We start from the raw sequence: 26378 nt of genomic DNA, 5'->3' as shown, positions 1-26378 counted from the left end.
CAGTACATAACAAAACACTAAACCATTCTGGTGCCCATGGGGAGACTTGAACTCCCACGACCTTACGGTCAACGGATTTTAAGTCCGCAGCGTCTACCGATTCCGCCACGTGGGCGCTATAGATTATCTAGAGTAAAATTCTATAACTAAATTAACTTCCATAGTAGCTGGATATGGAACTTCACAATACTTAGGCACTCTTAAATACCTCACCGACTTCTCTTGAGTATCAACTTCCAAATAGTCAGGTACCTTATGCTCTTGAGATTGTATCGCAGCAATCACTGCAGGTAAATTCTTTGCCTTTTCTTTAAGGGTAACTACATCACCTACCTTTACAATATAACTCGATATGTTTACTGTCTTACCGTTAACTAAAACATGCTTATGAGATATTAGTTGCCTTGCAGAAAAAATAGTCGGTACAAGCCCAGAATTATATAGAATACTTGATAACCTAGATTCCAATAGCCCAACAAAATTATCTCCAGTATCGCCTCTTTTCTTATATGCTTTCAAGAAAACATTGCGCATCTGTTTACTACTTATAGCATAATAAAACTTAAACTTCTTATGCGCTGCAAACTGCTTACCGAAATCAGATGGCTTCTTATAACCCATATTACCATGCTGACCAGGTGGATAATTCCTTGTATTAAACGGATCTTTAGATCTCCCCCAAAGGCTTACACCTAATCTACGACTTGCTCTATATTTTCTTTGTACTGCCATATACCCTTATTGATAATCAAACTAAAACATACATAAAAGTATCAAAAAAATACTTTTAAGTACAACATGACATAAACACCTAAGCTTTGCAAAATACAAAACTGTGTAAACTTTAGTATCATAACTTTATCAATACATGTCAATTTATTTTTACGAATTTATCACTGCAATATACTTATTAAAGAATATTGTAAATGAAAAAAATCTACTGAATAACATTATCTACACACACATGCAATTAACAGATTTACCTTCCTTCTACACCTATAGATTACTAGACTATATTCATAAAACAACATTTTTGGCAAGAATATATACGTAAATTTACTAGCATGGTAGTATCAACAATATTACTATTATAATACTAAATAATAAACTCACAAATTGGTAATTAATAAATGCAACTAACACTATTTGATCTTGAAGATAGTTATTCATATCACTATCATGACTACATACTGTTAGAGCAAAACAAAGCAACATATAATATGTTAATGAACCAAGAATGGAATTCTTTCATTCTATATGGAAAATCAGGCTCAGGAAAAACTCACCTTGCACATATATGGCAAAAACTTAAAAATGCTATTTTTATTGATCAATACCTAATCAATACTAAAGAAGATATAGGAGATATAATATCAAACAATAATGCCTTTATCATAGAAAACATAGATAACATAGACAATGAACTATCTATACTACATTATTACAATTATATAAAAGAAAATAAAAAGCTACTGCTCATGACTTCTTCCATAGCTCCTAGATTACTCAATTATCATATAAAAGATTTAAAATCTCGTATATTACATACTATGAGCGCAAAATTAGCAAACCCAGATGAAGAATTACTAAAAATTATGCTTATAAAATTATTTGCTGATAAACAAATACACATAGAGCTAAAAGTTATAAACTATATCCTCAATAATACAGAACGCTCTTTTCAAAATCTAAGTAATATAGTAAAATGCATAGATAGAAATTTACCTTACTATAACAATGGTGTTACTATTCCGTTTGTAAAATCTATAATAGAGAAAAATGACTAAACATCAATACAAAGGGAAAGTACTAACCATAGCTGGATCCGATTCATGTGGCGGCGCTGGTATTCAAGCAGATATAAAAACTATTTCAGCACTAGGCTGCTATGCAGCAAGTTGTATCACATCAGTTACAGCACAAAATACTTCTCAAGTTTATAATGTATATAACATGCCACAAAATATCATTAAGCAACAAATAGAAGCTGTTTTATCTGATATCGACATAGATGCCATTAAAATTGGGATGCTACCCTCTTCTGAAGCAATTATAGCAGTAGCACAATCTTTACCACACATTCCTATCGTTGTAGACCCAGTAATGATATCAACATCAAACTTTAGATTAATGGACAATAGTGCAATTTTTGATTTTATAAAACACATAATTTACAGAGCAACAATTATTACACCAAATATAACAGAAGCAGAAGTTCTAGCTCAAACTAAAATTATCAACCAAGATGACATGATAAAAGCAAGTCAACAAATTAAGTCACTTGGAGCAAAATATGTTTTGATTAAAGGTGGGCATATTAACCAAGAGACTATAAATAATATTTTACTGACAGAAGACAATCAAATTTTGAACTTTCCACATCAAAGAATTTTTGATGGAGAGTTACACGGTACAGGTTGTACTTTATCTTCAGCTATTGCAAGCTTTATATCACAAAAAATTTCAGTACAAGAAAGTGTAAACTTAGCTATCCAATATATTCTTAAAACTATCAAAACAGTCCCACAAATAGGAAAGGGAAACAATCCTGTATTTCATAATTACAATGTAATAAACACTACCTTTTAACAAAATCTATATTTTTTATTCTAAGTTATTCACATTATAAACTTATAATTCAAACTTAAAATATAACTTTGCACTATAACTATACACACATTTCAATTAATAAATTACAACAAATGGATTTGTAAACAACAATACAGATAGTATTATAACATAATAAGTAACCAACCACTTAGTGATACTACTTTTAATATTCTTATGATTTTCCAATAATCATATAATAAACAACAACATTATAGTTGGAATATCTGATGTTTCTTATCAACAAATCATTGTACAGTTTTAGTAGATGCTTTTCTTTGCTTAGTTAGTTCTTTTCTTATATCTTCTTCTGTACCACACAAAATTTGTGAACTAAGAGACTCACCAAGTTGTTTTACTGCTTCTAAATCACGACGACTCATCTTTTTCTTTTTGCGTTGCGCTTCTTCTTTGCCTTGTTGTTCTTGTACATCCTGTGGTTGTTCTGCAACCAACCCAGCATTACCTACATGTTCCCTCAAAGTCCCAGTATCTCCAGTCATTCTAGCTTTAAACAGTACACATTCTCTAACAAGAGATAACCCAGAATTTTTCATACCCACAAACAAAGATTTAGAAGATTGAGCAATAGCTGCAAGTCCTGCAGTTACTGGTAAACATCTCATATTTCCGTTATGTATACCATTCATTATTCCACTAGGGAATCTAATTATAGATTCAGAAAAATCAGCAGAATTTTTTACAATAGAAGCAGTGCATTCTAAGCTATTCGCCATCATAGATAATAAAAACACAGCAAGGGTTCTAAAATATGGTTTATTACCACCTGTTACAACACCAGAACTTTGATGAATTATATCCCTATCCATATTTTTAGACATAAGTCCAGCAGCTTTTTCACAACATTTACCAACACCAGCTATTACTGAAGCTACCAATCTACCTGCACACCCAACTGCTAACCCAGATAAATTTAATGGTAACATAAGAAAGGATAGCACAAGATCCCGTTGTCCAGTCTCATGATTAACAATAGAAAAAGAAAAAGGATAAATGTTTTTATGCTTAGCACTTAACATTACTTCTCTACTACCTTTACCCTGTACTGGATCAACAACCCTATTCCCATCATAAGCTACAACCAACACCTTATTCTTTTCTATTTTACCTTCAAAATCTTTATAATTATTATGAGCAGTATTTATAGCAAACAATCTATGTCCTTGCACATTATAGACTGGACCTCCATCGGGAGTCTTTAATGGAATAATAGGATATAGTTTCCCTTGATATACTACATGATCACCGTAAAAGTCTATTCCTTTTTGACAACATCTACTAGACACATATTTGCATGTTTGATTTTTATGCAATGCTGGAAATCGTGCTCTGCAAGTTACTGCTTGATTAGTACCAAACATGGGCAAGAGACGAAGTAACGGCACAACACCAAAATAACTATATGCCCTACGTAACGCATTAAAAACTATTAAAGGATAATTTTGTACTGCTCTAAAACCACGCCCAACACTACTAAAAAAATTACCTAACATATGTCAATACTAATTATAAAAATATAAATACTTACTACATTATACAATATAATAGTAAAAAAATTAACATTAAGAATAATAACATAGAGATAGATACAAATATCTTATATAAAAACAGATCTACCAATTACAAAACATTAAGTTTATAGTATACAGAAAAAAGAAAAAAATTATTAACTAAAAAACTTTATATTATTAATAAACTACAGACAACAAACGTAATTAATACATAAATAACGTATTATACAAAACTATAAACACCAAAAACAATACTGTTAAAACTACAATCACTTTAATAACAAGAAATACCGATGTCCTTAATATAGAAGAATGTATATAGTCTTCTAATATAACTTGTATACCTAAAACTCCATGATAAAACGCAAAAACAAAAAAGCATAATAAAACAACAAGGTCAGTTATACCTATACTAGAAAAACATAAATGAAGATCTGGCAAAGACTTAAATATTAAAGAAACAACAGCAACAAACTTAAACAAAAACCACATGGAAAGAGGAAGTAAAACAAAAGCTGTAGCCCTTTGAATCAACCAATGATAAACTGAATGACTAACCATAAATAACTATACCATCAACTCAGGAATAAACTATAAAGTATAAAAGAAGAGATTATACATAAACACACAACAATTATACCAGTAACCTTCACTGCAGATTTAGTTAAACAGAACCCTAAATCCCATAACAAATGCCTTATACCATTCAAATAATGATAGGAAAATATATTTAACCATATAAACGCAATCAACTTGAAAGAATACAATGCTAAATAACAAGTAGAAAAAAAATTATAAATCTCATATATAATTTTAGGAAATAAAAAGGCAGCAATAATACCCCATGAAATTATAAATAGACCTACAAACAACAGCATGCCAGTAAATCTATGCATAATAGATAGCTTATATACAACCTTATATATTTGCAGATGTGGAGATAAAGGCCTAACTTTTGACATTATCAAATTAAAAAAATGAAACAAATTTTAAAGAAACTTATACTTAAAACTACAAAAAATATAACCTAACACTTAAATATTAAGCTAAGACAGTAAAAATAAAATAGAAACAAAGACGGCGTAGCACCTTATCAAAAAACATTACTAAAAAATAATATACGATAAGAAAGCCTAAAAGGAGGTAATCCAGCCGCAGGTTCACCTACAGCTACCTTGTTACGACTTCACCCTAGTCACTAACCCAACCTTAAATGGCTGCTTCCTTGCGGTTAGCACACCAGCTTCGAGTTAAGCCAATTCCCATGGCGTGACGGGCAGTGTGTACAAGACCCGAGAACGTATTCACCGTGGCGTGATGATCCACGATTACTAGCGATTCCGACTTCATGCTCTCGAGTTTCAGAGAACAATCCGAACTGAGACAACTTTTATGGATTAGCTAAACCTTGCGGTCTCGCAACCTATTGTAGTTGCCATTGTAGCACGTGTGTAGCCCACCCTATAAGGGCCGTGCTGATTTGACATCATCCCCACCTTCCTCCAGTTTATCACTGGCAGTTTCCTTAGAGTGCCCAGCATTACCTGTTGGTAACTAAGAATGAGGGTTGCGCTCGTTGCGGGACTTAACCCAACATCTCACGACACGAGCTGACGACAACCATGCAGCACCTGTGTAAGGTCCAGCCGAACTGACTCCCCCTGTTAGGAGGGATACGACCTTCATGTCAAAAAGTGGTAAGGTTTTTCGCGTAGCATCGAATTAAACCACATGCTCCACCGCTTGTTGCGGGTCCCCGTCAATTCCTTTGAGTTTTAGTCTTGCGACCGTAGTCCCCAGGCGGAGTGCTTAACGCGTTAGCTACAATACAAAGATAAAATCCTCACATTTAGCACTCATCGTTTACAGCGTGGACTACCAGGGTATCTAATCCTGTTTGCTCCCCACGCTTTCGCACCTCAGTGTCAGTATCGAACCAGATAGCCGCCTTCGCCACTGGTGTTCCTCCTAATATCTACGAATTTCACCTCTACACTAGGAATTCCGCTATCCTCTTTCGACCTCTAGTCTAGCAGTATTAAAAGCCGCTCCAAAGTTAAGCTTTGGTATTTCACTTTTAACTTACTAGTCCACCTACGTGCCCTTTACGCCCAATAATTCCGAACAACGCTTGCCCCCTCCGTATTACCGCGGCTGCTGGCACAGAGTTTGCCGGGACTTCTTCTATAGGTACCGTCATTATCTTCCCTATTGAAAGAGTTTTACAACCCGAAGGCCTTCTTCACTCACGCGGCATAGCTGGATCAGGCTTTCGCCCATTGTCCAATATTCCCCACTGCTGCCTCCCGTAGGAGTCTGGACCGTATCTCAGTTCCAGTGTGGCTGATCGTCCTCTCAGACCAGCTATAGATCATAGCCTTGGTAAGCCATTACCTCACCAACTAGCTAATCTAACGTAGGCTCATCTAATAGCGATAAATCTTTCCCCCTCGGGGATTATACAGTATTACCCACCATTTCTAATGGCTATTCCGTACTACTAGGTAGATTCCTACGCATTACTCACCCGTCTGCCACTAACAATTTCCTATAGCCAGAGGCTATAAATAATTGTCCGTTCGACTTGCATGTGTTAGGCTTGCCGCCAGCGTTCGTTCTGAGCCAGGATCAAACTCTCAAGTTTGACAAAACCATATACATTATGGCTTGGACTCATGCAAACAAACAAATAAAATACTTTGATGCACGATAAAATAAATTAGCTATTATGCATCGCCGCCTTTATTTCTATTCTATAAACTTAAACTATTCAAACAACTTCATCATTTATGACATTTAGCCATGGGTTGAATTATCAATTAATATACATTTAATGTCAATACATTTTTTAACATTAATTTTAAAATAAAAAATTAGATGATCTTAATACCAGCTCCATGCTTATTAAATAACTCAATTATTGTAAGCAAATCTCTTGTTTTTCTAATATTTTTTATTTTTATAACATTCTTAGAAATCATACCTATGACTAAAAATAATATTGTCATTTTAAAATCGTAACATGCATCTACTAGATTCCAATCTAAAATATTATCAGAGCAACCATAAATAATTAACCTATTTCCTTCTATATCTATTCTTATTCCAGCTTTCACTAATTCATTTATTACAGTTTTCAATCTTTTATCCATAAGTATATGATCTAATACATTACTCAAAACTGTTATACCATCAGCATATGCAGCTATTATCACAATAAATAAATACTCATCTATATCAAAGTCATTATTATGCAAACACTTCATGCCTTGTAAAACACTACCTTTAATCAAAAGATCTGCAACTTTTTCTCCAATTGCATTGTTTCTATGATTAACAAAAAAAAGATTACCTCCCATTTCTATTAAAACTTTACAAAAACTCTTTATTCTATCAGTTAGTAAGACATTTAATATAGTGATCTCTGATTCTTTTAAAACTAAAGCTACAGCTATAAAAGATAACATACAAAAAAAATCATTCGGAATACACATATCTTTGGAGTACAATTCCCGTTGGCCAGATATATTAATGACATAATTCTTATTTATAAAGCACTCTATCCCTACATTAAGATATTGAAGTATAGGTACAATACTATCTTTACCAGTAGTACTAATTATAGTTGTAGTACCAAACGTATTCAACGCAGCAAATATCATTGCCATTTTTGTTTCATCATCTTTAGCTACATACCTTATAGGTAACATATCTATATATCCAACTAAAGCAGCTGGAAATTTATTATCATTTGCAATAAATCTAGCACCCATTAATAATAATGGTTTCATTACCTTACTAATACTTATGTTACTATTCCCATACAAAAAAGATGTAAAAGGACAACTAGCTAAGCAGCCTATCATCATATAAATAGCTGGATTATTTAAATACAATGCATCTTTTGGACAAAGAAACCCTCCTACACCCATTCCTTCAACAGTACAAACTTTACTACTCTTGTTATATTTAATTTTAACACCAAGCAAATCTAAAGCCTTTATGGTTAACATTATATCATCATTAAATACAAGGTCATAAATCTTAGTCACACCTATTACCTGAGATGCTAACACTAAAGTTGCATGTGACATTAAATTATCTTTTAGTATATCTACATGACCACACATATGATATATTTTCTCAGATATCAGAACCATAAACATCAACCTACTATAGAGTATAACTTAGTAGAATATAACGACATCACATTCATTAATTTAATATTCCAATAATATCAGAATACACAAGAGCGCTAGAGATACTATCAATATCACTAGATACCACTAAAATGTTAACAACACTAAAAATTAGTTCATTGAACGCAATCCTACACACTTACTTAATCATTAATACGAGAAAGTACAAACATTTATAATATCACAATTATCAGCACTCAACATAATTAGTCAACTAATACCAATAAAAATTCTTTCACAAAATCACCAATAAATCAAATATGTTCATTTGTAATGCTATTAATTTCAATATCCCTTACCCAACTTAATTTGAAAATTTGCATAAAAATTAAAGGAGTAATTAAAAAACTATTTGGTAATTGGATTGTCACATGATCATCAGGTAGTAGCACATTAATCAATACAACAGTAGAGCCATTATCCTTTAATAAACTTGATAACTCTTTTATTATCACACTGTCTTCAACACTGATATATATAACCATGCTTTTGATAATAGAGGATATTTTACTTTCAAAGCTATATATATTCTTACCAAGTAATCTTGCTGCAGTGCTATAAAAATCATTATCCATTTCAATAATAACAGGCGCACCACTAGTAAATAAATCCTTATTGTCCTCTATTACACTACCATTATAAAAAGCTATTTCATGAATATTATAAGGATCAGAAAGAGTCACAACTGCAAATTTATCCCTACTTGCAGAACGTACTTTAACACTAGAAATTATCCCTACAATTCTATTATTATAAGCAGACCTATCATCATAGTTAATAAATCCTATATTCAACTTTTCCAAAAGACACTTATAGTTTTCCATAGGATGATGATTAAGATAAAACCCTATAGAAGAAAATTCATTATCTAATTTCTCTTCTTTAGTCCAATCATCAGTCTCTGATAATTTATAATGAGCCCTATCAGTAAATAAACTGAACTGATTAAAATTAGCATTATATTTATTATATTCAATAATGTCTAAAAACAGAAAAACTGACTCAAAAAGCTGCTTTCTGTTACTATGAATACTATCTAGAACTCCAGCCTTAATAATACTTTCTAGTATTCTCTTATGTACACATTTGGTACTTACCCTATCAATAAAATCCCATATATCTTTATAGGCAATATCATCTACTATTTCTTTTGCTGAGTGTTGCCCTACATTTTTAAGAGCTCCAAGAGCATATCTAATAGATGACGATCCTTCAATAGTAAAGAATACTTTAGAAGTATTAATATCCGGCGGCAATATCTTTATACCATGCAACTTTGCTTGATGACATAACATTTCTAACTTATCTTTATCTGTTATATCTAAATTCATAGATGCAGTAAAAAACTCTAATGTATAATTAGCTTTTAAATAAGCAGTTTGATAACTAATTAATGCATAAGCTGCAGCATGAGATTTATTAAATCCATAACCTGCAAATTTCGCCACCAGATCAAAAATATAGCTTGCCTTTTCTTCTTCTATTCCATTATTAATAGCACCACTTATAAATGCTCTACGTTGATTATCCATTTCCTCTTTGATTTTCTTACCCATTGCACGTCTTAACAAATCTGCTTCACCTAAACTATATCCAGCCATGATCTTGGCAATTTCCATGACCTGTTCTTGGTAAATGATAACGCCAAAAGTCTCTTTAAGAACACCTTCAAGAATTGGATGTATATAATCTGGCTTTTCAAACCCATGTTTACGCGCTATGTATATAGATATGTTATCCATAGGACCTGGTCTATAAAGAGAAATTAACGCAATAATATCATTTATATTATCTGGTTTTAGTTTACTAATTACTTCTCTCATACCTGAACTTTCAAGCTGAAACACACCAACAGAATCACCAGCAGATAACATTTCATATGTTTTTTTATCATTTAAAGGAATACGTGATATATCAACATTTTGGCCTCCATTATTCACCAAATGACAAATTTGATTTATAACAGTTAATGTACGTAATCCTAAAAAATCAAATTTAACTAATCCAGCCTTTTCAGTATATTTCATATTATACTGTGTAATAGGAAGAAAAGACACATTATCATAATATAAAGGCAGCAATTCTTCTAATCTTCTATCACAAATTACAATACCTGCAGCATGTATTGAAACATGACGATAAAGTCCTTCAAGCTTTAATGATATTTCTAATAATTTAGCAACTGTCTCATCATCATCACGTTCTTTCTGTAAATTTTTATCCATCTCTATCGCTTCAGATAAAGTAACAGGTCTAACTGGATTATGAGGAATCATTTTACAAATTCTATCTACTTGAAAATAAGGCATCTGCATAACTCTACCAACATCACGAAGCACAGCTTTAGCCTGCAATTTACCAAAAGTTATAATATGAGCAACATAACCATATTTTTTTCTTACATATTCTATAACGTGATCTCTGCCTTCCTGACAAAAATCAATATCAAAGTCCGGCATTGAAATACGATCAGGATTTAAAAACCTTTCAAAAATTAAACCAAATTCTATAGGATCAAGATCAGTAATCTGTAAAGACCAAGCAACAAGAGAACCAGCACCAGAACCCCTACCAGGGCCTACCATTATATCATTCCTTTTACTCCAACATATAAAATCCGATACTATTAAAAAGTATCCTGCATAATCCATTGAAATAATAATATCTAATTCATAATGCAATCTTTCATAATACTTAGATGTTTGTTCTTTAGACAAATTGCTATCTTTCAAACGACTATTCAAACCATCAATTGCTTGGCTTATTAATTCTTGACTTTCATTTCTACCGCTAGAACAAGGAAAATGAGGTAACATTGGTTTCCTAATTTCTGGCATAAAAGAACAACGCTGAGCTATTAATACAGTATTAGAAATTGCCTCAGGAATATCCACAAATAATTCATGCATCTCATTAGAAGACTTAAAATAATGCTCTTCTGTAAACATTTTTCTATCTTCTTGAGCAATATAATTACCATCTGATATGCAAGATAAGACATCATGAGCTAAAAAATCTTCTCTTCTTGCAAATAGTATATCATTTGTTGCGACTAATGGGACATCCTTTTCATAAGCAAACTTAATAAGTGTTCTTTCTATTAGCTTTTCTTCCTCAATATTATGACGTTGAAGTTCAACATAAAGATTACCTTTAAAAGCAAGTAATAATTTATCTATAATGCCATAGTCAATTACATTTCCCAATAAAAGTTGAGCTAAAAACCCATCATGTCCTCCTGTTAGAACGATAATCCCATCTTTTAGGCTAATAAGTGTATTTAAATCTATTCTATTAATTTTACCGGACTGATCATTTCTAAATGAATTACTAACAAGATTAACAATATTACTGTACCCTACTTGATTTTTAACTAATAATATTAGTTCTCCAATATTATCACCATTATAACTTATCATTATATTACAACCTATAATAGGCTGTATACCTGAATTAGAAGCACAATCAGAAAATTCCAAAGACCCAAACAAATTACCTGAATCTGTCAATGCCAACGCAGGCATATTATGTTGCACACACAAGTTCACTAAAGACTCTATTTTTACCATCCCATGAAGCAATGAGTAATCACTATGAGATCTAAGATGAACAAATATTTGACTCATAATTACCAATTAACAAGCAATTTACTACACAGAACGATACACAATTCAGCAAGAGTTTTTAATATTGCATATCATGTTATACTTATAATAGATAGATATACAATAATAATTCATAACAACAAACCAAAAAGCAATTTTTAGTAATAAAAATGATTGTAAACAAAAATGTGATAAATTGCCCTCTGATGACTTTAAATGATTATTAATTGAATATTACTAACATACTAATTCCCATACTCAAGCACTTATATGCAACTTGATAAAATCAATAAATTACTAACATTTATAAAAACAACAATAATGTGATATTTGTTTAACTATAATTACGCAATATGAAATTCAAAAACAATTTTCACTAATACAAAAGAACTGCTTGACATTTATTTCAACAAATTAGTTATTCAGCTGATAATATTTAAGCCAATGTAATAAACCAGATCATTCTTACACCTATTTACAAAACTTAAGAAATTTTAACATTTAAGCAAATATTTCTAACCTATAGTAGAAATAAAAAAAGCTACTATTTATCATAATCTGATCATGCTGATAAATAGTAGCAAAATTTCTTATTTTTCACATTCACATTATTTTTCACATTCACATTCTGTTTCTCCAGGATCACATTGTGGTGTTAAAGTTGAATAGAAAGTAAAAATAGCATTATCCTTTGCTACAAACGTATAATCTACACCATCATTTTTATAAAGACATTTTTTTAAAACATCCCCACCTAATTCTCTATGTTTAGAAAATGCTTTATAAGCTTTTGTAGCATTTAATATAATCTCATCAGCATGTAGAAAATCACAACCCTTTCTAGGATCAATAACTAAGTAATTATTAGGATTTCTAAATATTACTCCAATTGTATAAACTTTATCACTGACTTCATCAACTACAGCACTATCATAGTGTCTACCAGCCCAATGATTCTCTTGAGCTTGAATATAACGTCCAAAAAAATGCATACCTCCTAATTTAAGTATATCAGGCTGTCCACACATAATATGAGCAAAAGCGTGCTGATCAAACCATAATTTTGTCAGTTCATCCTTAAACTGAGCAAGATCTGCATTAGGAGTAAACACCTCATGATTTAAATCTTCATAAAGCTTTTCAACATATTCCTTATACTCAGTATTATCTAACATCACTTTAAAAAGATCTGCTCTAGGAGTATTAATCCAATTACCACAAACATTTAAAACAGCTCTATCAAACTTATTAAGCTCTGGAACAACAGGTAAATCACAATCATTATCACTATCTTTATCCATATTAAAAAAAGGATTCATGATAGATTGATTCCTTAAACACTTATAAGAATTTTTTACATCGTCTTGATTTTTTAAAACCTCAAGAGGTGGATAAACATCTGAACAAGCTACTAAGCTAAATGGCAAAAAAATTATAAATAACAATATATATTTACAAAAATTCATAACATTACCTTTACATTTATTCTACAAAAATACAAACATTCCTTATACTCCAACTATACAAATTTAGTATAACTGCTAATTATTTTATTAGAGACAACTATTTACTTTCATATCACAAATTACAGCATATCTTCTCAAAGATGCTATAATATTAGACTTACATACTAATAATATATAGCAATACTGAAATAACATACAAAAGTACTTTAATAAAAGCATTGTACTAAAACTTAACAATAAAAAACTCATATATAATCTAAAAAAGTAAACTATTACTAATATAAAATTAACTAAATAATACTATATTCAGAATTCTTTAAATTCAAAGAATAAAAAATCCTTAAGAAATAAATTTCTTAAGGTAACACTTAAACTCTACTATTTTTCTACAGATAAAACTACAACAGGCTGTTTTAGTATAGCAATATAATCAGTGTTCAAATTTCAATACTCTAAAAACTTTGCACTTTAATATCAAGCTAAAATTTACTGCTACACAACTATATGCAATTCATAATATATATAACATGTAGCAGTAATAAAATATTAATTCTATATTATCTGACACAAGCACATTCTGTCTGACCTCTTGTACAAGTTGGGTTAAAAGCTGCAAAAAACGTAACAATAGAGTTTTTACGTGCTACAAACACATAATTTACATCTTCATTATCATAAATACATCTTCCATTTGCTTTTTCTACTAATTGTGAATTTTTAGATAATCCCTTGTAAGCTCTAGTAGCATGCAATATGATTTCATTAGCGTGTAAGAGATCATAGCTTTTTTTAGGATCAACTGTTAATTGACCTCTAGAATTTTTAAACGCAACTCCAACTAAAAACACCTTATCACTAATTTCATCCATAAGATCATCATCATAATATCTACCAACCCACTGATTTTTCTGAGCTTGCAAATAACGTCCAAAAAAATGCATTCCACCTAATCTACCACGTCTAGGTTGTCCACACATAACATGAGTAAATCCATGATTATTGAACCATAATTCTGTTAATTCTTTTTTGAATGTATCAAGATCTGCATCTGGAGTAAACACTTGGCGATCTAAGCCCTCATATATTTCATCAATATAATTCTTATATTCTTTTTTATCCAATAGATTCTTAAAATCTTCTCTCTTTGGAGTACTACCCCAATCACCACAAATATCTAATACAGCTTTATCAAATTTATTAAGCATAGGAGCAACAGGCAAGTCATCACATTTGTCGTATTTACCAGCCTTGAAAAAAGGATTTATCCCAGATGGATTATGAGTACACTGATCAGGAGTTTCAACAGGTTGACATGCTATCAAATTGAGAGGTAATAGCAAAAAGCAAAAATAAATAAATTTATAAAATTTCATAATATTATTCCTCAAATAATAAAAAATTCACCATATATCAAATTCATACACATATTAGATAAAAAACTTTAACTTGTATACTAAATTAAGAATCATTTAGTAATGATATTTACAATTTTATTAACAAATTAATTTACTAATACACACGCTTTCCCACATTTTAAAGTTTCTGTTAATATTAAGTACTTACTTACTGAGTTTTTATTCATATAAAAAAACACACAACCTAGAAAAAATGTTATAATATATTAAAGTCAGTATTGTAGGAACCAATGGATATTATTCAAAAAATAGAAAATAAAATTACATCTGCGCTAAATGTACTCACACTTGAAATAACAGACGAATCATCAAAACATAATGGACATAATTTTCATTCTATTTCCAATATTTCACATTTAAAAATACAAGTGGTATCTGATGATTTTTTAAAAACAAGTAAAATCAACCGACACAAAAGACTACACAAAATCTTAGAAGAAGAAATCAAGCTAACACATTCAATTTCATTTTCACTTTATACAAAAGCAGAGTATCAGAAACTATTTTTTTCTATAACAAAATAACTTACAATTCATAATATACTCAAAAATGAAAATAGATAACATTATACTTACTTGATCAACTTCTATGAACTTATTATAATCAAGTGTCTAAGTATATTAATACATATAATGTGAAATTTAAGTGCTTTAAATAAACCAAAGGCACAACACTAATACTAACAGGGTACCATATAAAGATTTAAAAGCACTTAACTAGTATATGTAAATTCTATTCTTTCAAAATAAATTTAAGTGTATTGTTTACTCTACAATCACTAATATAATCACATATATTCAATATACTTATACTTGCATTGTGAATCTTTTAACTTAAGATAAATCCCATTTAAGCACACAGCAAATTAAACAATACTACTATTTCCAGAACAATCCATCAAACTTTTTAACATATAGATCTACAACATCTCATGAATATTACATCAATAGGAATGACATTGAGGGTTGGACTTTAGAATTCCTTTATTAAATAACTATGTAAGTTTCAGAAAAATAAATATTATATTCTAATCACTTGTTTAATCATCAATTTCACATATTCAATACATGATTACTAGCATATTGATCTCATATAGCACCACAAATACTTTATCTATAATGTTAAACACACTATCAACATTACAAAAATAGAAAGCCTACTAACTTTCTAGGTAAGCTATTCTAAAATTTTCTTTTAAAACACTACATCAGCTATAGCAAAATAACTGTGTTTTTTACTCTACAGAGAAACCTATAATCTCATCAGCTAATCATCATTTATTATGGATATAATTCCACAACATTCCATACATCCATATTATTACTTCTAGTATATTGATATCTAGTGTGGATTCTGTTTAAACCCTCCTGCCAAAATTCCATTAACATTGGAACAACTACCACTCCAACCCAATAATCTGGCCTAGGTATTGACTTCCCATGAAACTCTGCTGTCATCTTTTCTATTGATTTAAGAAAACTCATTCTATCCTCTAAGACACTAGATTGTTTAGAACACCAGGCACCTATTTTACTACCAACAGGCCTAGACGCATAATATTCATCTGCATCTTGACAAGGCAGTATCTTTACTTTACCTTCAATCCTAACTTGTTTAGCAATATAACTCCAATCAAAAACAAGAGCAGCAAAAGGATTGTCCGTTATTTCCTTGCCTTTACGACTATTTATATTCGTAAAAAATATAAAACCCTGATCACTGTGCTTTTTTAATAGAACAACTCTTGCCGAAGGCTTTAAATCTTTATTACAAGTCGCAAGCACCATTGCTGTAGGATCTTTACCTTTAAAAGGAAAGGCTAACACCTCATCATACCATAAATCAAACAATTTAATGGGATCTCTCTTAATCATATTCTACCCTTAACACTAATTAAGACAAATATAGTAAATTAATGTTTATATTACATGTATAATAAGACAATATTGCTTGTTTAATAAATCTACCTAAAATTATTATCAAATATCATTACTATAAAATACTTCACATATATTAAATATTAATCCTCTTATAGTGCATAACAAAAACCCTCATCCTTAGAGAAGTATATTTTCAAAACATCATCTTATTCCTAATACAAAATAATTATGTCATCGTAAAAAATATAGCTAAATAAGTCCCACCACATTAAAATATTCATATTCACACCAATTTCTACTATATCACATACTTACTGATACAGCAATTAAGTGATATTCCACAAAATCCCACCAAAATATGTTTTAACTATAATAACACTATCACACATCAAAAGTGTATAACACACTTTTTTAAAATTGATATAAAACTATAAATTCTTAATTGTATCATCACTAAGTAGCATATCACAAAAATCATTTATATTCTTTTCATTTTCTTGCAAAATCTTTTGAGCATCTTTCTTGAGATTTTTTATATTCTCCTGAGAAGCATCACCAAAATCACATGCAGAATACACTATATCACCAGAAATTCTACAATATGAATCTTCTCCTTTCACAAGTCTAGCCATTTCGTAATCTATAGCTTCTAAACCAGCATCAATAATAACACATAGTATTTTACGTGACCAATATAACAAAGAATTTTGCAAATCTGAAAAACTTTGACTAACAGTACCACATCCAACAGACAAACAACATATCTTTTCATTTGGGTACAACACTTGTGCTGCAGAATATGCAGCTATGACAGGATTATTACAAACAATTGCACTATCTACTAATAACTGCTTTTTATTATCCACAATCATTTTTTTTGGAGTAAAATAAGTAGGAGCAGCTACAGCAGCCCTTGTAACATCACATACTTTTATATCACTATATTTATCTATCCAACTTCTAAACATTATAGTCTGATTAGAACACAAATCATAACTTGGCACAATAAAATCCGCTATCAAGTCCTTTATTGTAACATCACCAAATATTTCTTGAAGTACTGCATTTAAATTTTTATCAGAGTATTTAGGACCAAACACTAATGATAAAGCATTTCTTACAGTAGAATTACAAAAAATCTTACCAGCATACATCAATATTAGTTCTAACAAATCACATGCACTATATCTTGGAGTACCATCAGCATTCTTTACACAAAGTGCACCACATATAAGACTGCCAACTGAACTACCAGATACCAAATCAAATACTTTACATAATGGCTTATTTATTCTTTTTTCTATCTCTTGCAATATAGTTGCAGCAACTATACCTCTAACTCCTCCACCATCTACTGATAACACATACTTAGTCATTACTAACTCCTATTTTTAGAATTCTCTTACTATATATATATAATAACATTATATTAGATTTGAAATAATATAGAACAATACAACCAATATATACAACTTTTTATTGTATATATTCAGTACTATAGCCACTTTTTGTAAACTATTTAACTTATATTATTTCATACTTAAAATAATCTCAAGACAACCTTTGCATGATCAATTCTCAATACAATGTCACACCAATTTTCTTATATTTTTAGCTATCTCTACAATATCTATTATCTTTTCAACTAATCACTAACAATGAGATAAAAACTATATAAAAAAAGCATTCATCTACATAAATTTTATATTAGTAATAAAACACACAGAAGTTTATCTGAAACACTAAAGATAGTTGTTAAGTAAAATTAGAAATTCAAGAAAGTCTATCAGTTATGAACTTTGCACTTAATTCTATACAAACATTATTTATACTATGATCCAAACCAGAAATAGCATGACTTTCTATAGGCACATTGTTGCTAGACAAAAATCCAACAGCAGCATCAAAAAATGAAAATGGTACCACCTGATCATCCGTACCATGAATGATACAAATATCAGGTTTTACATTCATCTTATATTTTAAGTAATTTGGACATATTATAGCTCCTGAATAAGATATAACAGAAGCACATTTTCTTTTTCTCAACAATGCTATATGTACTGCTAACATTGCACCTTGAGAAAATCCAGCTAAAACTAATTTATCATCAGTTAAACCAGTGTTTTTCAATTGTAAATCTATAAAATTATTCACAATTAAGGCTGCTTTTTCCATATCAGCAAATATAACATCTTCAGAAAAATCACGTCCATTAAACCACGCATAACCTGTATCTCCATACTTCATAGGAGCATTAGGAGCAACAAAATAAGCGTTAAGTAATAGGCCACTCATTAAATGACCAACTGACATTATACTGTCACCAGTTGCACCTCTACCATGTAGTAATACAACTAAAATATTAGCAGCATCACCAGAAATGAAACTCGGCCCATCAATAACTATACTCATTACATCTCCCACATCTTAACAAAATATAAACTCAAATATACATAATTCTTTGTAAAAACAACTAGATAAGTATTAGAGATACCATAACTGTTCCTATATAACAAAACCACACACTTAATATTACACTTCCACACCTACAATGCATTAGCAAAATGTAAATTTTATACAATATTCTTGAATATAACAATACATATCAAAGTAATTATTTATTTGATATATAGACAATATGATAATTGAATCATTTCACAATAATTCATTCAAGATATAAAAACAATTGTATAAAAACTTAAATATCGTTGTAATTTTGAATCATTTACAAGATAATGTTACCAATAAGTCATAATTAGAAATAATCATATGAAAAATCCTTTATGGGGAGGAAGATTTACTACATCCTCTAGTGATATTATGAAAAAGATTAATGAATCAATATCATTTGACAAAACATTATACGAAGAAGATATAGCAGGATCAATAGCACATTGCAAAATGCTAGTTAATCAAAGAATCATTAGTAAATATGAAGGTCAACTTATAATTCATGGATTAGAGGTGATACAAAATCAAATTTCATCTGGTACTTTCGAGTTTAGTACTGATCTAGAAGACATACACATGAATATAGAACATAATTTAAAGAAAATGGTAGGGAATATTGCAGGGAAATTGCATACTGCAAGATCACGTAACGATCAAGTTGCAACAGACTTCAAACTTTGGATACGTAAGTCAATAGTAAAAATAGAACACTACTTACATGAATTACAAGACACCATCATTAATCTTGCTGAATCCCATTACAATACCATCATGCCAGGATTTACACATCTACAAATTGCTCAACCTGTAACATTAGGTCACCACTTAATGGCATATTTTGAAATGTTCAAAAGAGATTTCTCACGCTGGCAAGATTTATACAAACGCATGAATCAATGTCCTTTAGGATCTGCAGCATTAGCAGGAACATCTTTTCCAATAGATAGACACTTCGTTGCACAAGAACTAGGATTCTACAGTCCAACAGAAAATTCTATAGATGCAGTATCAGATAGAGACTATGCTATTGAATTTCTATCAAATGCTTCAATTTGTATAATGCATTTATCAAGATTAGCAGAAGAGATCATACTTTGGTGCAGTTATAACTTTAAGTTCATCACACTTTCCGATAATATTACAACTGGCAGCTCAATAATGCCACAAAAGAAGAACCCAGATGCAGCAGAGCTTATCAGAGGAAAAACTGGAAGAATTTTTGCATCATTAAATCAAATATTAGTAGTCATGAAAGGATTACCGTTAGCATACAGCAAAGATATGCAAGAAGATAAGGAAGCATTATTTGATGCTACAAACAATTTAATGCTATGCATAGAAGCAATGAACAACATGCTAAGTAACATAATAATTAATAAAAACAACATGCTAAAAGCAGCAGAACATGATTATTCAACAGCAACAGATCTTGCAGACTGGTTAGTAAAAAATCTTAATCTTTCATTTAGAGAGGCCCATGAAACGACTGGTCAAATAGTTAAACTTGCTGAACATAATCAATGCAAATTACATGAATTAACATTAGAACAAATAAAAACAATTATTCCTTCCATAAATGACACTGTATTTTCAGTATTATCAGTAGAAAATTCAGTTGCTAGCAGAACCAGTTATGGAGGTACTGCACCTACTAATGTAATAGAAGCAATAAAGAAAGGTAAAGCATACCTTAGCAATATTAAATTCTCACAAACAGACAAAAATAATATATAATTGCTTTCATAATATAACAGCAAACTAACCTTATTACTGCACAGATTACAAACTTGTCGTGATAGCTTGAGTTATAAAAATAATGAATATATTAGTCGTATAAATAATAATATTTATCAATTACCGATAATACTCAACTTTACAAAAACTTTTGCATATCACACACCATAAAAACAATTGATAAAACCTAACAATATGAACACATTCACATTAACGCTATATCCATCAATATATAAAAACTATACCATTGTAAAATGCATTTCATTTCTACAAATAACATACATAATAAAAAAGATATAGCCATATTTAAGCAGGTAATTATCCTTACAACTCTACTAGCACTCTTATCATATTTTTTGTTATATCTCTATACTTAACCACATAAACTCAATACTAATCTCATAAACTAATAATCAAGTATATCCTTTCAATCGGAACACTATTTGATACTCAATGCACCATAAAACTATATAACCTAACTAGATTAATAATTTATAGATTAACTGCTAATTTTCATTTGTAAACACACACACTAGCTTTATCAAATATATATTTTGCTTTATACAATAATGTAACTTTTCAAAAATTCGCTACTTCTTGTTAAATATAGTATTGCTTACATAACTTCTTACAAATAAGAACATTATTTTTTGTTCACAAGCAGTATATGTATAACGCTATGATCCTCATAAGAAATACTATTAACACAATTATTTTTTATGTTATCTACAACATTAGCTAATAATATTCCATTTAAATGATCAAGTTCATGTTGTATACATCTAGAAAGCCATCCATAAACTCTAACAACACATTTATTTCCTAATAAATCTGTATATCTAAAATCCATATGCTTTGGTCTAGTAATATTAATTAACCCATAAGACTTAGCTGAAGAACAACCTTCAAATAAATCAACAGTTTCAGCAGAAAAACTAAGAACCTCAGGATTTATACATACCATATTTTTACCATGTAAAGAATGGTGTCCAGATAAAACCTTTATATCCTGTGTAACATCAAACAATCCACTAAACATATTTATGGTAAACATTCTACTATGATTACCAAGTTGCACTGCAGATAATCCTACAGTCTTACTATCTTCCATAACTTTCATCATATCATTAGCTAACGCTATAATTTCTTGATCTATCTTCTCAATAGGATGAGATATAGCATGCAAATTTCGTAAATCTTGAACATTATCAACAGATAAGATATTCATATTATATTCCCCTCAACTTTTAGTATAAGCAATTTACAGTATAATTCTATATATTTCATTATCTTAACAGTTGTTATACACATTTATTAGTTATACAAGTAGTATTTTTATAAAAAACTGATATAATCAGTGTATATGTATATCAACTAACCATTAAGTATTGTGTCATTTAAACAGATATTCACTAACCCACTGTTTTGCATACCACCAGAAATTGCGCACAAAATAACAATTTTTGCATTAAAAAATAACTTTATTCCTGTAAAGAAAGTTGACATTCCAAGGTCACTTAACATCCGAGCCTTTAACAAAATCATTAAAAGTCCTATAGGAGTAGCAGCTGGATTTGACAAGAATGCAGAAGTAATACAACCTTTACTTGCTAATGGATTTGGTTTCGTTGAAGTTGGAACAATTACAAAATATCCACAAAGAGGTAACAAAAAACCACGCATACACAGACTAATCAATAAAGAAGCACTAATTAATAGTCTAGGCTTCAATAATAAAGGAGTAGATTTTTTAATAAAGAAAGTAGATAATATCGAACTCAACCACTGTATATTCGGTATTAATATAGGATTTAACAAAAAATCAAAAAACCCTATTCAAGATTATTTTGACCTAGTACAGAAAGTCTATGGCTTAAGTAATTACATTACACTTAACATCTCATCCCCTAATACTCCAGGGTTACACGAATTTCAAAAAAAAGATTTATTATTAGAACTACTAACAGCTATATCTCAAGTTCGCAAGTCAGCAGATTATGCAGAATCCATACCTATAATGTTAAAAATTTCACCAGACATCAATGACAACAAAAAGCAAGATATTGTAGATTTAGCCCTACAATATAAAATTAGTGGACTAATAATAAGCAATACTTCATTACAGCATAAAACACTACTCAATACAGACATAAATATACGCGGGGGGTTAAGCGGGAAGCCACTTTTTGACTTATCAACACAAGTACTATCTGAAATATATCAAGTTTCACAAGGTAAACTTTTATTAATAGGATGTGGTGGAGTAAGTAGTGGATACCATGCATATGAAAAAATAAAAGCTGGTGCATCCTTAATACAGCTATACACTGCCATAGTGTACAATGGATTCAACATAGCTAATAAAATCAGCTTAGAATTAGCTGAACTTTTAGCTGCAGACGGATTCACTAAAGTAAGTGACGCAATAGGATGTAATCATTAGTAGAAAAATATGCTAATAGCAATAGATGTAGGGAATACAAATATAAAATTTGCAATCTGTACAAGTAATAGAATACTCAAAATAATAAGAATAGCTTCACAACAAGCAAAAACAGCAGATCAATATTTTTTTTATTTAAATAACATAATAAATCAATTAAATACAGATTTTAAAAACATAAATAATATTATTATATCAAGTGTAGTTCCAAGCATAACAAAACCAATGCTAGAACTAAGTAAAAACTACTTCAATATAAATCCTATAATACTAGATAACAATCACGCAGACATTTTTAATATTAAAATAAACCTCCAAAATAAAGCATTAGGGTCAGACAGATTAGCAGATATAATTGCAGCAAGTAATATATATCCCAATAAAGACTTATTAATAATAGGAATGGGAACTGCAACAGTATTTAACTTACTTAATAAAGATAAATGTATATATGGACAAGTAATAGCACCTGGAGCACATATTCTAGCAAAAAGTATGAGACAATTCACTGCATTATTACCAGAGGTATCAGTATCAAAACAAGATAAAGTAGTACATAATAATATATATCATGCTATGGAATCAGGAGTATACTGGGGATATATAACAATGGTTAATGGAATGATTGAAAAAATCATCAAAGAAGAAAAAAAAGATCTACATGTAATAGCAACAGGAGGAAACTCTTACTTATTCTTTGACCACAAAACTGCTATTAATAACATTGAAACAGATCTCACTATCAAAGGTATTTTATATTTACATAATATGCTGTCTAATAACACAGCACAAAACAGTATTTGATTCAAAATTTATTTCCACAACTACAATATTACGGAAATAGTAACAATTTAAAAACCTATCAAAGTAATGATATAAGGTTGATTAGAACACAAATCACAACCCGGAACAATAAAATATGCCTCAAGTATTTCAAGAACAATTAGCATTTAAATGTAACTACAAACATGTAAAAAAGTGTCAACAGTAAACATCTTGCCTAAAGCTAGAGATCAGCCTAATTAGTAACACTTTTTAGATTTACTATCCGCATTTACTATAAATTCACATACAAATCATAACTCATTGATTAAACGAATAAGTTACTCAATTTAACAAACTGATAAAAACCTTTCAGACATAATTTTAGGGTTTAACAGTAATCATTATTTAATTCAAACATTACCCCACACTCTGCAAAAGTACATGTTACATAAGATTAGCAAATTTATAATCAACAAGATAACAAAACTGCATAACTTGTTATATTAGTATTATCAGACTCCAAAAGAAATATTGTCCTAAAGCTAAGCATTGTATTCATTTACCCATCGTAAAACATATGTTATCATAATATCAGCGACTCGTAACCTTAACATCATACAAGACAAGACTTTAAAAGTAAGAATTAATACTACTCTGCATTAAACACTGCTTTTCATTCATCCATTACAAAACCAACAACTATATTTACGTAAGATCAATACAATAAAAAAACATTAATGTTAGTTTTCAACTTAAATATAAAATTCAATTAAGCTATTAGTATTAACTATCTTATTTTAAAAAAATTACCATAACTTATCATTATACAAACACCTTACACTCAATATCAGACAAAAAACTACCTAAATAAAAATGCAAAAATTTATAATAACTATAATAAACTACCACTACCATTACAGTTTTTATTGCATAGCATTTTTACACAAAGACCACAACTACAACTAAATTTAAAAACCTATTGAATGCTAATTTAATAAAATGCAAAACTATAAAATCCAATCTTTAAGAAATATTACTACTACAATCACATTTAGATACACTTGTAGATGCCTTTTTAATCATTTCAGTTACATTTGGACTTACATGTAATAATATATTTGATAAAGTTACTCTATCAATATTATTCGCTATCGACATTAGTGAATTTATATCCAATAATCCAAATATTTCCGCAGCTAACTCAACAGGCATATTTTCGTATATTTTTACTAAACTGTGTATTCTTTCTTTTTGATCATCAACCTTAACTAATGATGCTAACACTTTTTTCACATTCTCTAAGTATAAAATCTGCTCATTATTGTGTTTTTCAACATCTCTTAATAAAGTTTCTTTACTTTTTAAGCTTTCCTCCTGCTTTAACAAACGATAATACCAATCTTGTAAATCCACAACAGATATAGCACTATTATCTACTTGAACCAAGCTTATTTTATTCTTTAAATCTCCAGAAAAATTATCACTACTTTTAACAAATTCAACATTATCTAATAAATTAAACTCTACAACTTTATCACCACTAATGCTATAAACATCATGTAATAAAACTCCAGTTATAAAGAATATTAACACTACATTAATTACATAAATCACTTGCATACTATCAATAAACTATTATACAGTGTTCTCAGAATTGAGTATGTTATAATAAAACACTATAGTGATTTAGCAATAAATAATTATAATGTTTTGTGCTAATATTACTTGTAATCAAATACTTTAATAATAAAAAGCAGTGAAGAAATTTTTTATATTGTTCATATTTTGGTTGACTTTATCAGGATACTTTGACTTATTTTTCATAACATTAGGTGCTGTAAGCTGCATAACTACATTACTTATAACAAGAATATTAAAGAATGCTATACCATCAAATGAGAACTACATTTACCATCAATCAAGAACTCAGATATTGCACTTTCTATCCTATTTTTCATGGCTTATTCAACAAGTTATATTATCTAACATACATATAATAAAAAAAGTATGGAACTTTAGAACAAGGATTAATCCATCAATCTTTAAAGTAATACAAACCAAACAAACTACAGGTTTAAATGCACTAATAGTTGCAAATTCTATAACATTTACTCCCGGTACAGTAAGCATAGATGTTACAGATACTACACCATATAAAATAACAGTCTTAGCTATAGATGAAGAATCAATGTCTGGTGTAGTAGATATTGATAATAAAGCTACAAATTTATAACCTTTCCCAAAAATCACTACTACAAGTTCAGAACTTTCCTATAAT

At 29.9% G+C, this 26378-nt stretch carries 20 protein-coding genes, 1 tRNA gene and 1 rRNA gene; 7 read left to right on the top strand and 15 right to left on the bottom strand.

Annotation, left to right across the window (positions count from 1 at the left end; genetic code table 11):
- Positions 1-28: 28 nt before the first annotated feature.
- A tRNA-Leu gene (locus tag ECAJ_RS01030) sits at positions 29-115 on the bottom strand.
- 8 nt (positions 116-123) lie between these two features.
- Positions 124-732, bottom strand: a complete 609-nt coding sequence (gene rpsD, locus ECAJ_RS01025) for a 30S ribosomal protein S4 (RefSeq protein ID WP_011304323.1) — start codon at positions 730-732, stop codon at positions 124-126.
- A 398-nt stretch (positions 733-1130) separates the two neighbouring features.
- Between rpsD and ECAJ_RS01020 the strand changes: the two genes are divergently transcribed.
- Together ECAJ_RS01020 and thiD are read left to right on the top strand one after the other, a co-directional pair.
- On the top strand, positions 1131-1787 hold the full coding sequence (locus ECAJ_RS01020; protein ID WP_011304322.1) for a DnaA ATPase domain-containing protein: 657 nt from the start codon (positions 1131-1133) through the stop codon (positions 1785-1787).
- Positions 1780-2589 (top strand): bifunctional hydroxymethylpyrimidine kinase/phosphomethylpyrimidine kinase, encoded by an 810-nt coding sequence (thiD, locus tag ECAJ_RS01015; protein ID WP_011304321.1) that lies wholly within the window; start codon positions 1780-1782, stop codon positions 2587-2589. The genes ECAJ_RS01020 and thiD overlap by 8 nt, the downstream gene beginning before the upstream one ends.
- Before the next feature lie 266 nt (positions 2590-2855).
- Here the strand turns inward: thiD and ECAJ_RS01010 are convergent, their stop codons facing one another.
- From ECAJ_RS01010 to ECAJ_RS00975, 8 genes are all read right to left on the bottom strand, one after another.
- Complete coding sequence (locus ECAJ_RS01010) at positions 2856-4121, bottom strand: hypothetical protein (protein WP_011304320.1); 1266 nt, start codon at positions 4119-4121, stop codon at positions 2856-2858.
- A 222-nt stretch (positions 4122-4343) separates the two neighbouring features.
- Entirely contained in the window at positions 4344-4700 is a 357-nt protein-coding gene (sdhD, locus tag ECAJ_RS01005) for a succinate dehydrogenase, hydrophobic membrane anchor protein (RefSeq protein WP_011304319.1), read from the bottom strand.
- A 14-nt stretch (positions 4701-4714) separates the two neighbouring features.
- Positions 4715-5101: a succinate dehydrogenase, cytochrome b556 subunit gene (sdhC, locus tag ECAJ_RS01000; RefSeq protein ID WP_044262114.1), complete on the bottom strand. Its 387-nt coding sequence runs from the start codon at positions 5099-5101 to the stop codon at positions 4715-4717.
- A 174-nt stretch (positions 5102-5275) separates the two neighbouring features.
- Positions 5276-6783: ribosomal RNA gene (locus ECAJ_RS00995) — 16S ribosomal RNA — on the bottom strand.
- A 229-nt stretch (positions 6784-7012) separates the two neighbouring features.
- Positions 7013-8299, bottom strand: a complete 1287-nt coding sequence (locus ECAJ_RS00990; protein WP_011304317.1) for a 3-phosphoshikimate 1-carboxyvinyltransferase — start codon at positions 8297-8299, stop codon at positions 7013-7015.
- Between the two features lie 293 nt (positions 8300-8592).
- Entirely contained in the window at positions 8593-11964 is a 3372-nt protein-coding gene (gene dnaE, locus ECAJ_RS00985) for a DNA polymerase III subunit alpha (RefSeq protein WP_011304316.1), read from the bottom strand.
- Positions 11965-12551: 587 nt separating this feature from the next.
- Positions 12552-13409, bottom strand: a complete 858-nt coding sequence (locus ECAJ_RS00980) for an EndoU domain-containing protein (RefSeq protein ID WP_011304315.1) — start codon at positions 13407-13409, stop codon at positions 12552-12554.
- Between the two features lie 557 nt (positions 13410-13966).
- Positions 13967-14782 carry an EndoU domain-containing protein gene (locus ECAJ_RS00975; protein ID WP_011304314.1) on the bottom strand — a complete coding sequence of 272 codons (816 nt, stop codon included), beginning with the start codon at positions 14780-14782 and terminating at the stop codon, positions 13967-13969.
- A 272-nt stretch (positions 14783-15054) separates the two neighbouring features.
- On the opposite strand from ECAJ_RS00975, the gene ECAJ_RS00970 reads away from it, so the two are divergent.
- Positions 15055-15348 carry a BolA family protein gene (locus tag ECAJ_RS00970; protein ID WP_011304313.1) on the top strand — a complete coding sequence of 98 codons (294 nt, stop codon included), beginning with the start codon at positions 15055-15057 and terminating at the stop codon, positions 15346-15348.
- A gap of 756 nt (positions 15349-16104) precedes the next feature.
- Here ECAJ_RS00970 and pdxH read toward each other — a convergent pair.
- From pdxH to ECAJ_RS00955, 3 genes are all read right to left on the bottom strand, one after another.
- On the bottom strand, positions 16105-16698 hold the full coding sequence (gene pdxH / locus ECAJ_RS00965) for a pyridoxamine 5'-phosphate oxidase (RefSeq protein WP_011304312.1): 594 nt from the start codon (positions 16696-16698) through the stop codon (positions 16105-16107).
- 434 nt (positions 16699-17132) lie between these two features.
- Positions 17133-18080 carry a patatin-like phospholipase family protein gene (locus ECAJ_RS00960; protein ID WP_011304311.1) on the bottom strand — a complete coding sequence of 316 codons (948 nt, stop codon included), beginning with the start codon at positions 18078-18080 and terminating at the stop codon, positions 17133-17135.
- A gap of 397 nt (positions 18081-18477) precedes the next feature.
- Positions 18478-19119 carry an alpha/beta hydrolase gene (locus ECAJ_RS00955; RefSeq protein WP_011304310.1) on the bottom strand — a complete coding sequence of 214 codons (642 nt, stop codon included), beginning with the start codon at positions 19117-19119 and terminating at the stop codon, positions 18478-18480.
- A 357-nt stretch (positions 19120-19476) separates the two neighbouring features.
- On the opposite strand from ECAJ_RS00955, the gene argH reads away from it, so the two are divergent.
- Complete coding sequence (gene argH / locus ECAJ_RS00950; protein ID WP_011304309.1) at positions 19477-20892, top strand: argininosuccinate lyase; 1416 nt, start codon at positions 19477-19479, stop codon at positions 20890-20892.
- Positions 20893-21535: 643 nt separating this feature from the next.
- On the opposite strand, the gene ECAJ_RS00945 is transcribed toward argH, so the two are convergent.
- On the bottom strand, positions 21536-22120 hold the full coding sequence (locus ECAJ_RS00945; RefSeq protein ID WP_011304308.1) for a peptide deformylase: 585 nt from the start codon (positions 22118-22120) through the stop codon (positions 21536-21538).
- Between the two features lie 162 nt (positions 22121-22282).
- Between ECAJ_RS00945 and ECAJ_RS00940 the strand changes: the two genes are divergently transcribed.
- Together ECAJ_RS00940 and ECAJ_RS00935 are read left to right on the top strand one after the other, a co-directional pair.
- Positions 22283-23335, top strand: a complete 1053-nt coding sequence (locus ECAJ_RS00940) for a quinone-dependent dihydroorotate dehydrogenase (protein WP_011304307.1) — start codon at positions 22283-22285, stop codon at positions 23333-23335.
- Between the two features lie 9 nt (positions 23336-23344).
- Complete coding sequence (locus ECAJ_RS00935; protein ID WP_011304306.1) at positions 23345-24139, top strand: type III pantothenate kinase; 795 nt, start codon at positions 23345-23347, stop codon at positions 24137-24139.
- A 984-nt stretch (positions 24140-25123) separates the two neighbouring features.
- On the opposite strand, the gene ECAJ_RS00930 is transcribed toward ECAJ_RS00935, so the two are convergent.
- On the bottom strand, positions 25124-25720 hold the full coding sequence (locus ECAJ_RS00930; RefSeq protein WP_011304305.1) for a MotE family protein: 597 nt from the start codon (positions 25718-25720) through the stop codon (positions 25124-25126).
- A gap of 136 nt (positions 25721-25856) precedes the next feature.
- On the opposite strand from ECAJ_RS00930, the gene ECAJ_RS00925 reads away from it, so the two are divergent.
- Positions 25857-26333, top strand: coding sequence for a Na+/H+ antiporter subunit E (locus tag ECAJ_RS00925; RefSeq protein ID WP_011304304.1), 477 nt, complete (start codon positions 25857-25859; stop codon positions 26331-26333).
- Positions 26334-26378 lie beyond the last annotated feature (45 nt).

The organism is Ehrlichia canis str. Jake, from assembly GCF_000012565.1.
Lineage (GTDB): Bacteria > Pseudomonadota > Alphaproteobacteria > Rickettsiales > Anaplasmataceae > Ehrlichia > Ehrlichia canis.
Note: the sequence above shows the minus strand (reverse complement) of the source record. Positions and strands in the feature narration are given on the sequence as shown.

Excerpts from the sequence above, each read along its gene's own strand:
- ECAJ_RS00970 (WP_011304313.1), top strand. The coding sequence starts at position 15,055 with ATGGATATTATTCAAAAAATAGAAAATAAAATTACATCTGCGCTAAAT.
- ECAJ_RS00990 (WP_011304317.1), bottom strand. The coding sequence starts at position 8,299 with ATGGTTCTGATATCTGAGAAAATATATCATATGTGTGGTCATGTAGAT.
- ECAJ_RS01020 (WP_011304322.1), top strand. The coding sequence starts at position 1,131 with ATGCAACTAACACTATTTGATCTTGAAGATAGTTATTCATATCACTAT.
- ECAJ_RS00960 (WP_011304311.1), bottom strand. The coding sequence starts at position 18,080 with ATGACTAAGTATGTGTTATCAGTAGATGGTGGAGGAGTTAGAGGTATA.
- thiD (WP_011304321.1), top strand. The coding sequence starts at position 1,780 with ATGACTAAACATCAATACAAAGGGAAAGTACTAACCATAGCTGGATCC.
- ECAJ_RS00955 (WP_011304310.1), bottom strand. The coding sequence starts at position 19,119 with ATGAGTATAGTTATTGATGGGCCGAGTTTCATTTCTGGTGATGCTGCT.
- ECAJ_RS00980 (WP_011304315.1), bottom strand. The coding sequence starts at position 13,409 with ATGAATTTTTGTAAATATATATTGTTATTTATAATTTTTTTGCCATTT.
- sdhC (WP_044262114.1), bottom strand. The coding sequence starts at position 5,101 with ATGTCAAAAGTTAGGCCTTTATCTCCACATCTGCAAATATATAAGGTT.
- ECAJ_RS00975 (WP_011304314.1), bottom strand. The coding sequence starts at position 14,782 with ATGAAATTTTATAAATTTATTTATTTTTGCTTTTTGCTATTACCTCTC.
- ECAJ_RS00935 (WP_011304306.1), top strand. The coding sequence starts at position 23,345 with ATGCTAATAGCAATAGATGTAGGGAATACAAATATAAAATTTGCAATC.
- ECAJ_RS01010 (WP_011304320.1), bottom strand. The coding sequence starts at position 4,121 with ATGTTAGGTAATTTTTTTAGTAGTGTTGGGCGTGGTTTTAGAGCAGTA.
- argH (WP_011304309.1), top strand. The coding sequence starts at position 19,477 with ATGAAAAATCCTTTATGGGGAGGAAGATTTACTACATCCTCTAGTGAT.
- pdxH (WP_011304312.1), bottom strand. The coding sequence starts at position 16,698 with ATGATTAAGAGAGATCCCATTAAATTGTTTGATTTATGGTATGATGAG.
- sdhD (WP_011304319.1), bottom strand. The coding sequence starts at position 4,700 with ATGGTTAGTCATTCAGTTTATCATTGGTTGATTCAAAGGGCTACAGCT.
- rpsD (WP_011304323.1), bottom strand. The coding sequence starts at position 732 with ATGGCAGTACAAAGAAAATATAGAGCAAGTCGTAGATTAGGTGTAAGC.
- ECAJ_RS00930 (WP_011304305.1), bottom strand. The coding sequence starts at position 25,720 with ATGCAAGTGATTTATGTAATTAATGTAGTGTTAATATTCTTTATAACT.
- ECAJ_RS00945 (WP_011304308.1), bottom strand. The coding sequence starts at position 22,120 with ATGAATATCTTATCTGTTGATAATGTTCAAGATTTACGAAATTTGCAT.
- dnaE (WP_011304316.1), bottom strand. The coding sequence starts at position 11,964 with ATGAGTCAAATATTTGTTCATCTTAGATCTCATAGTGATTACTCATTG.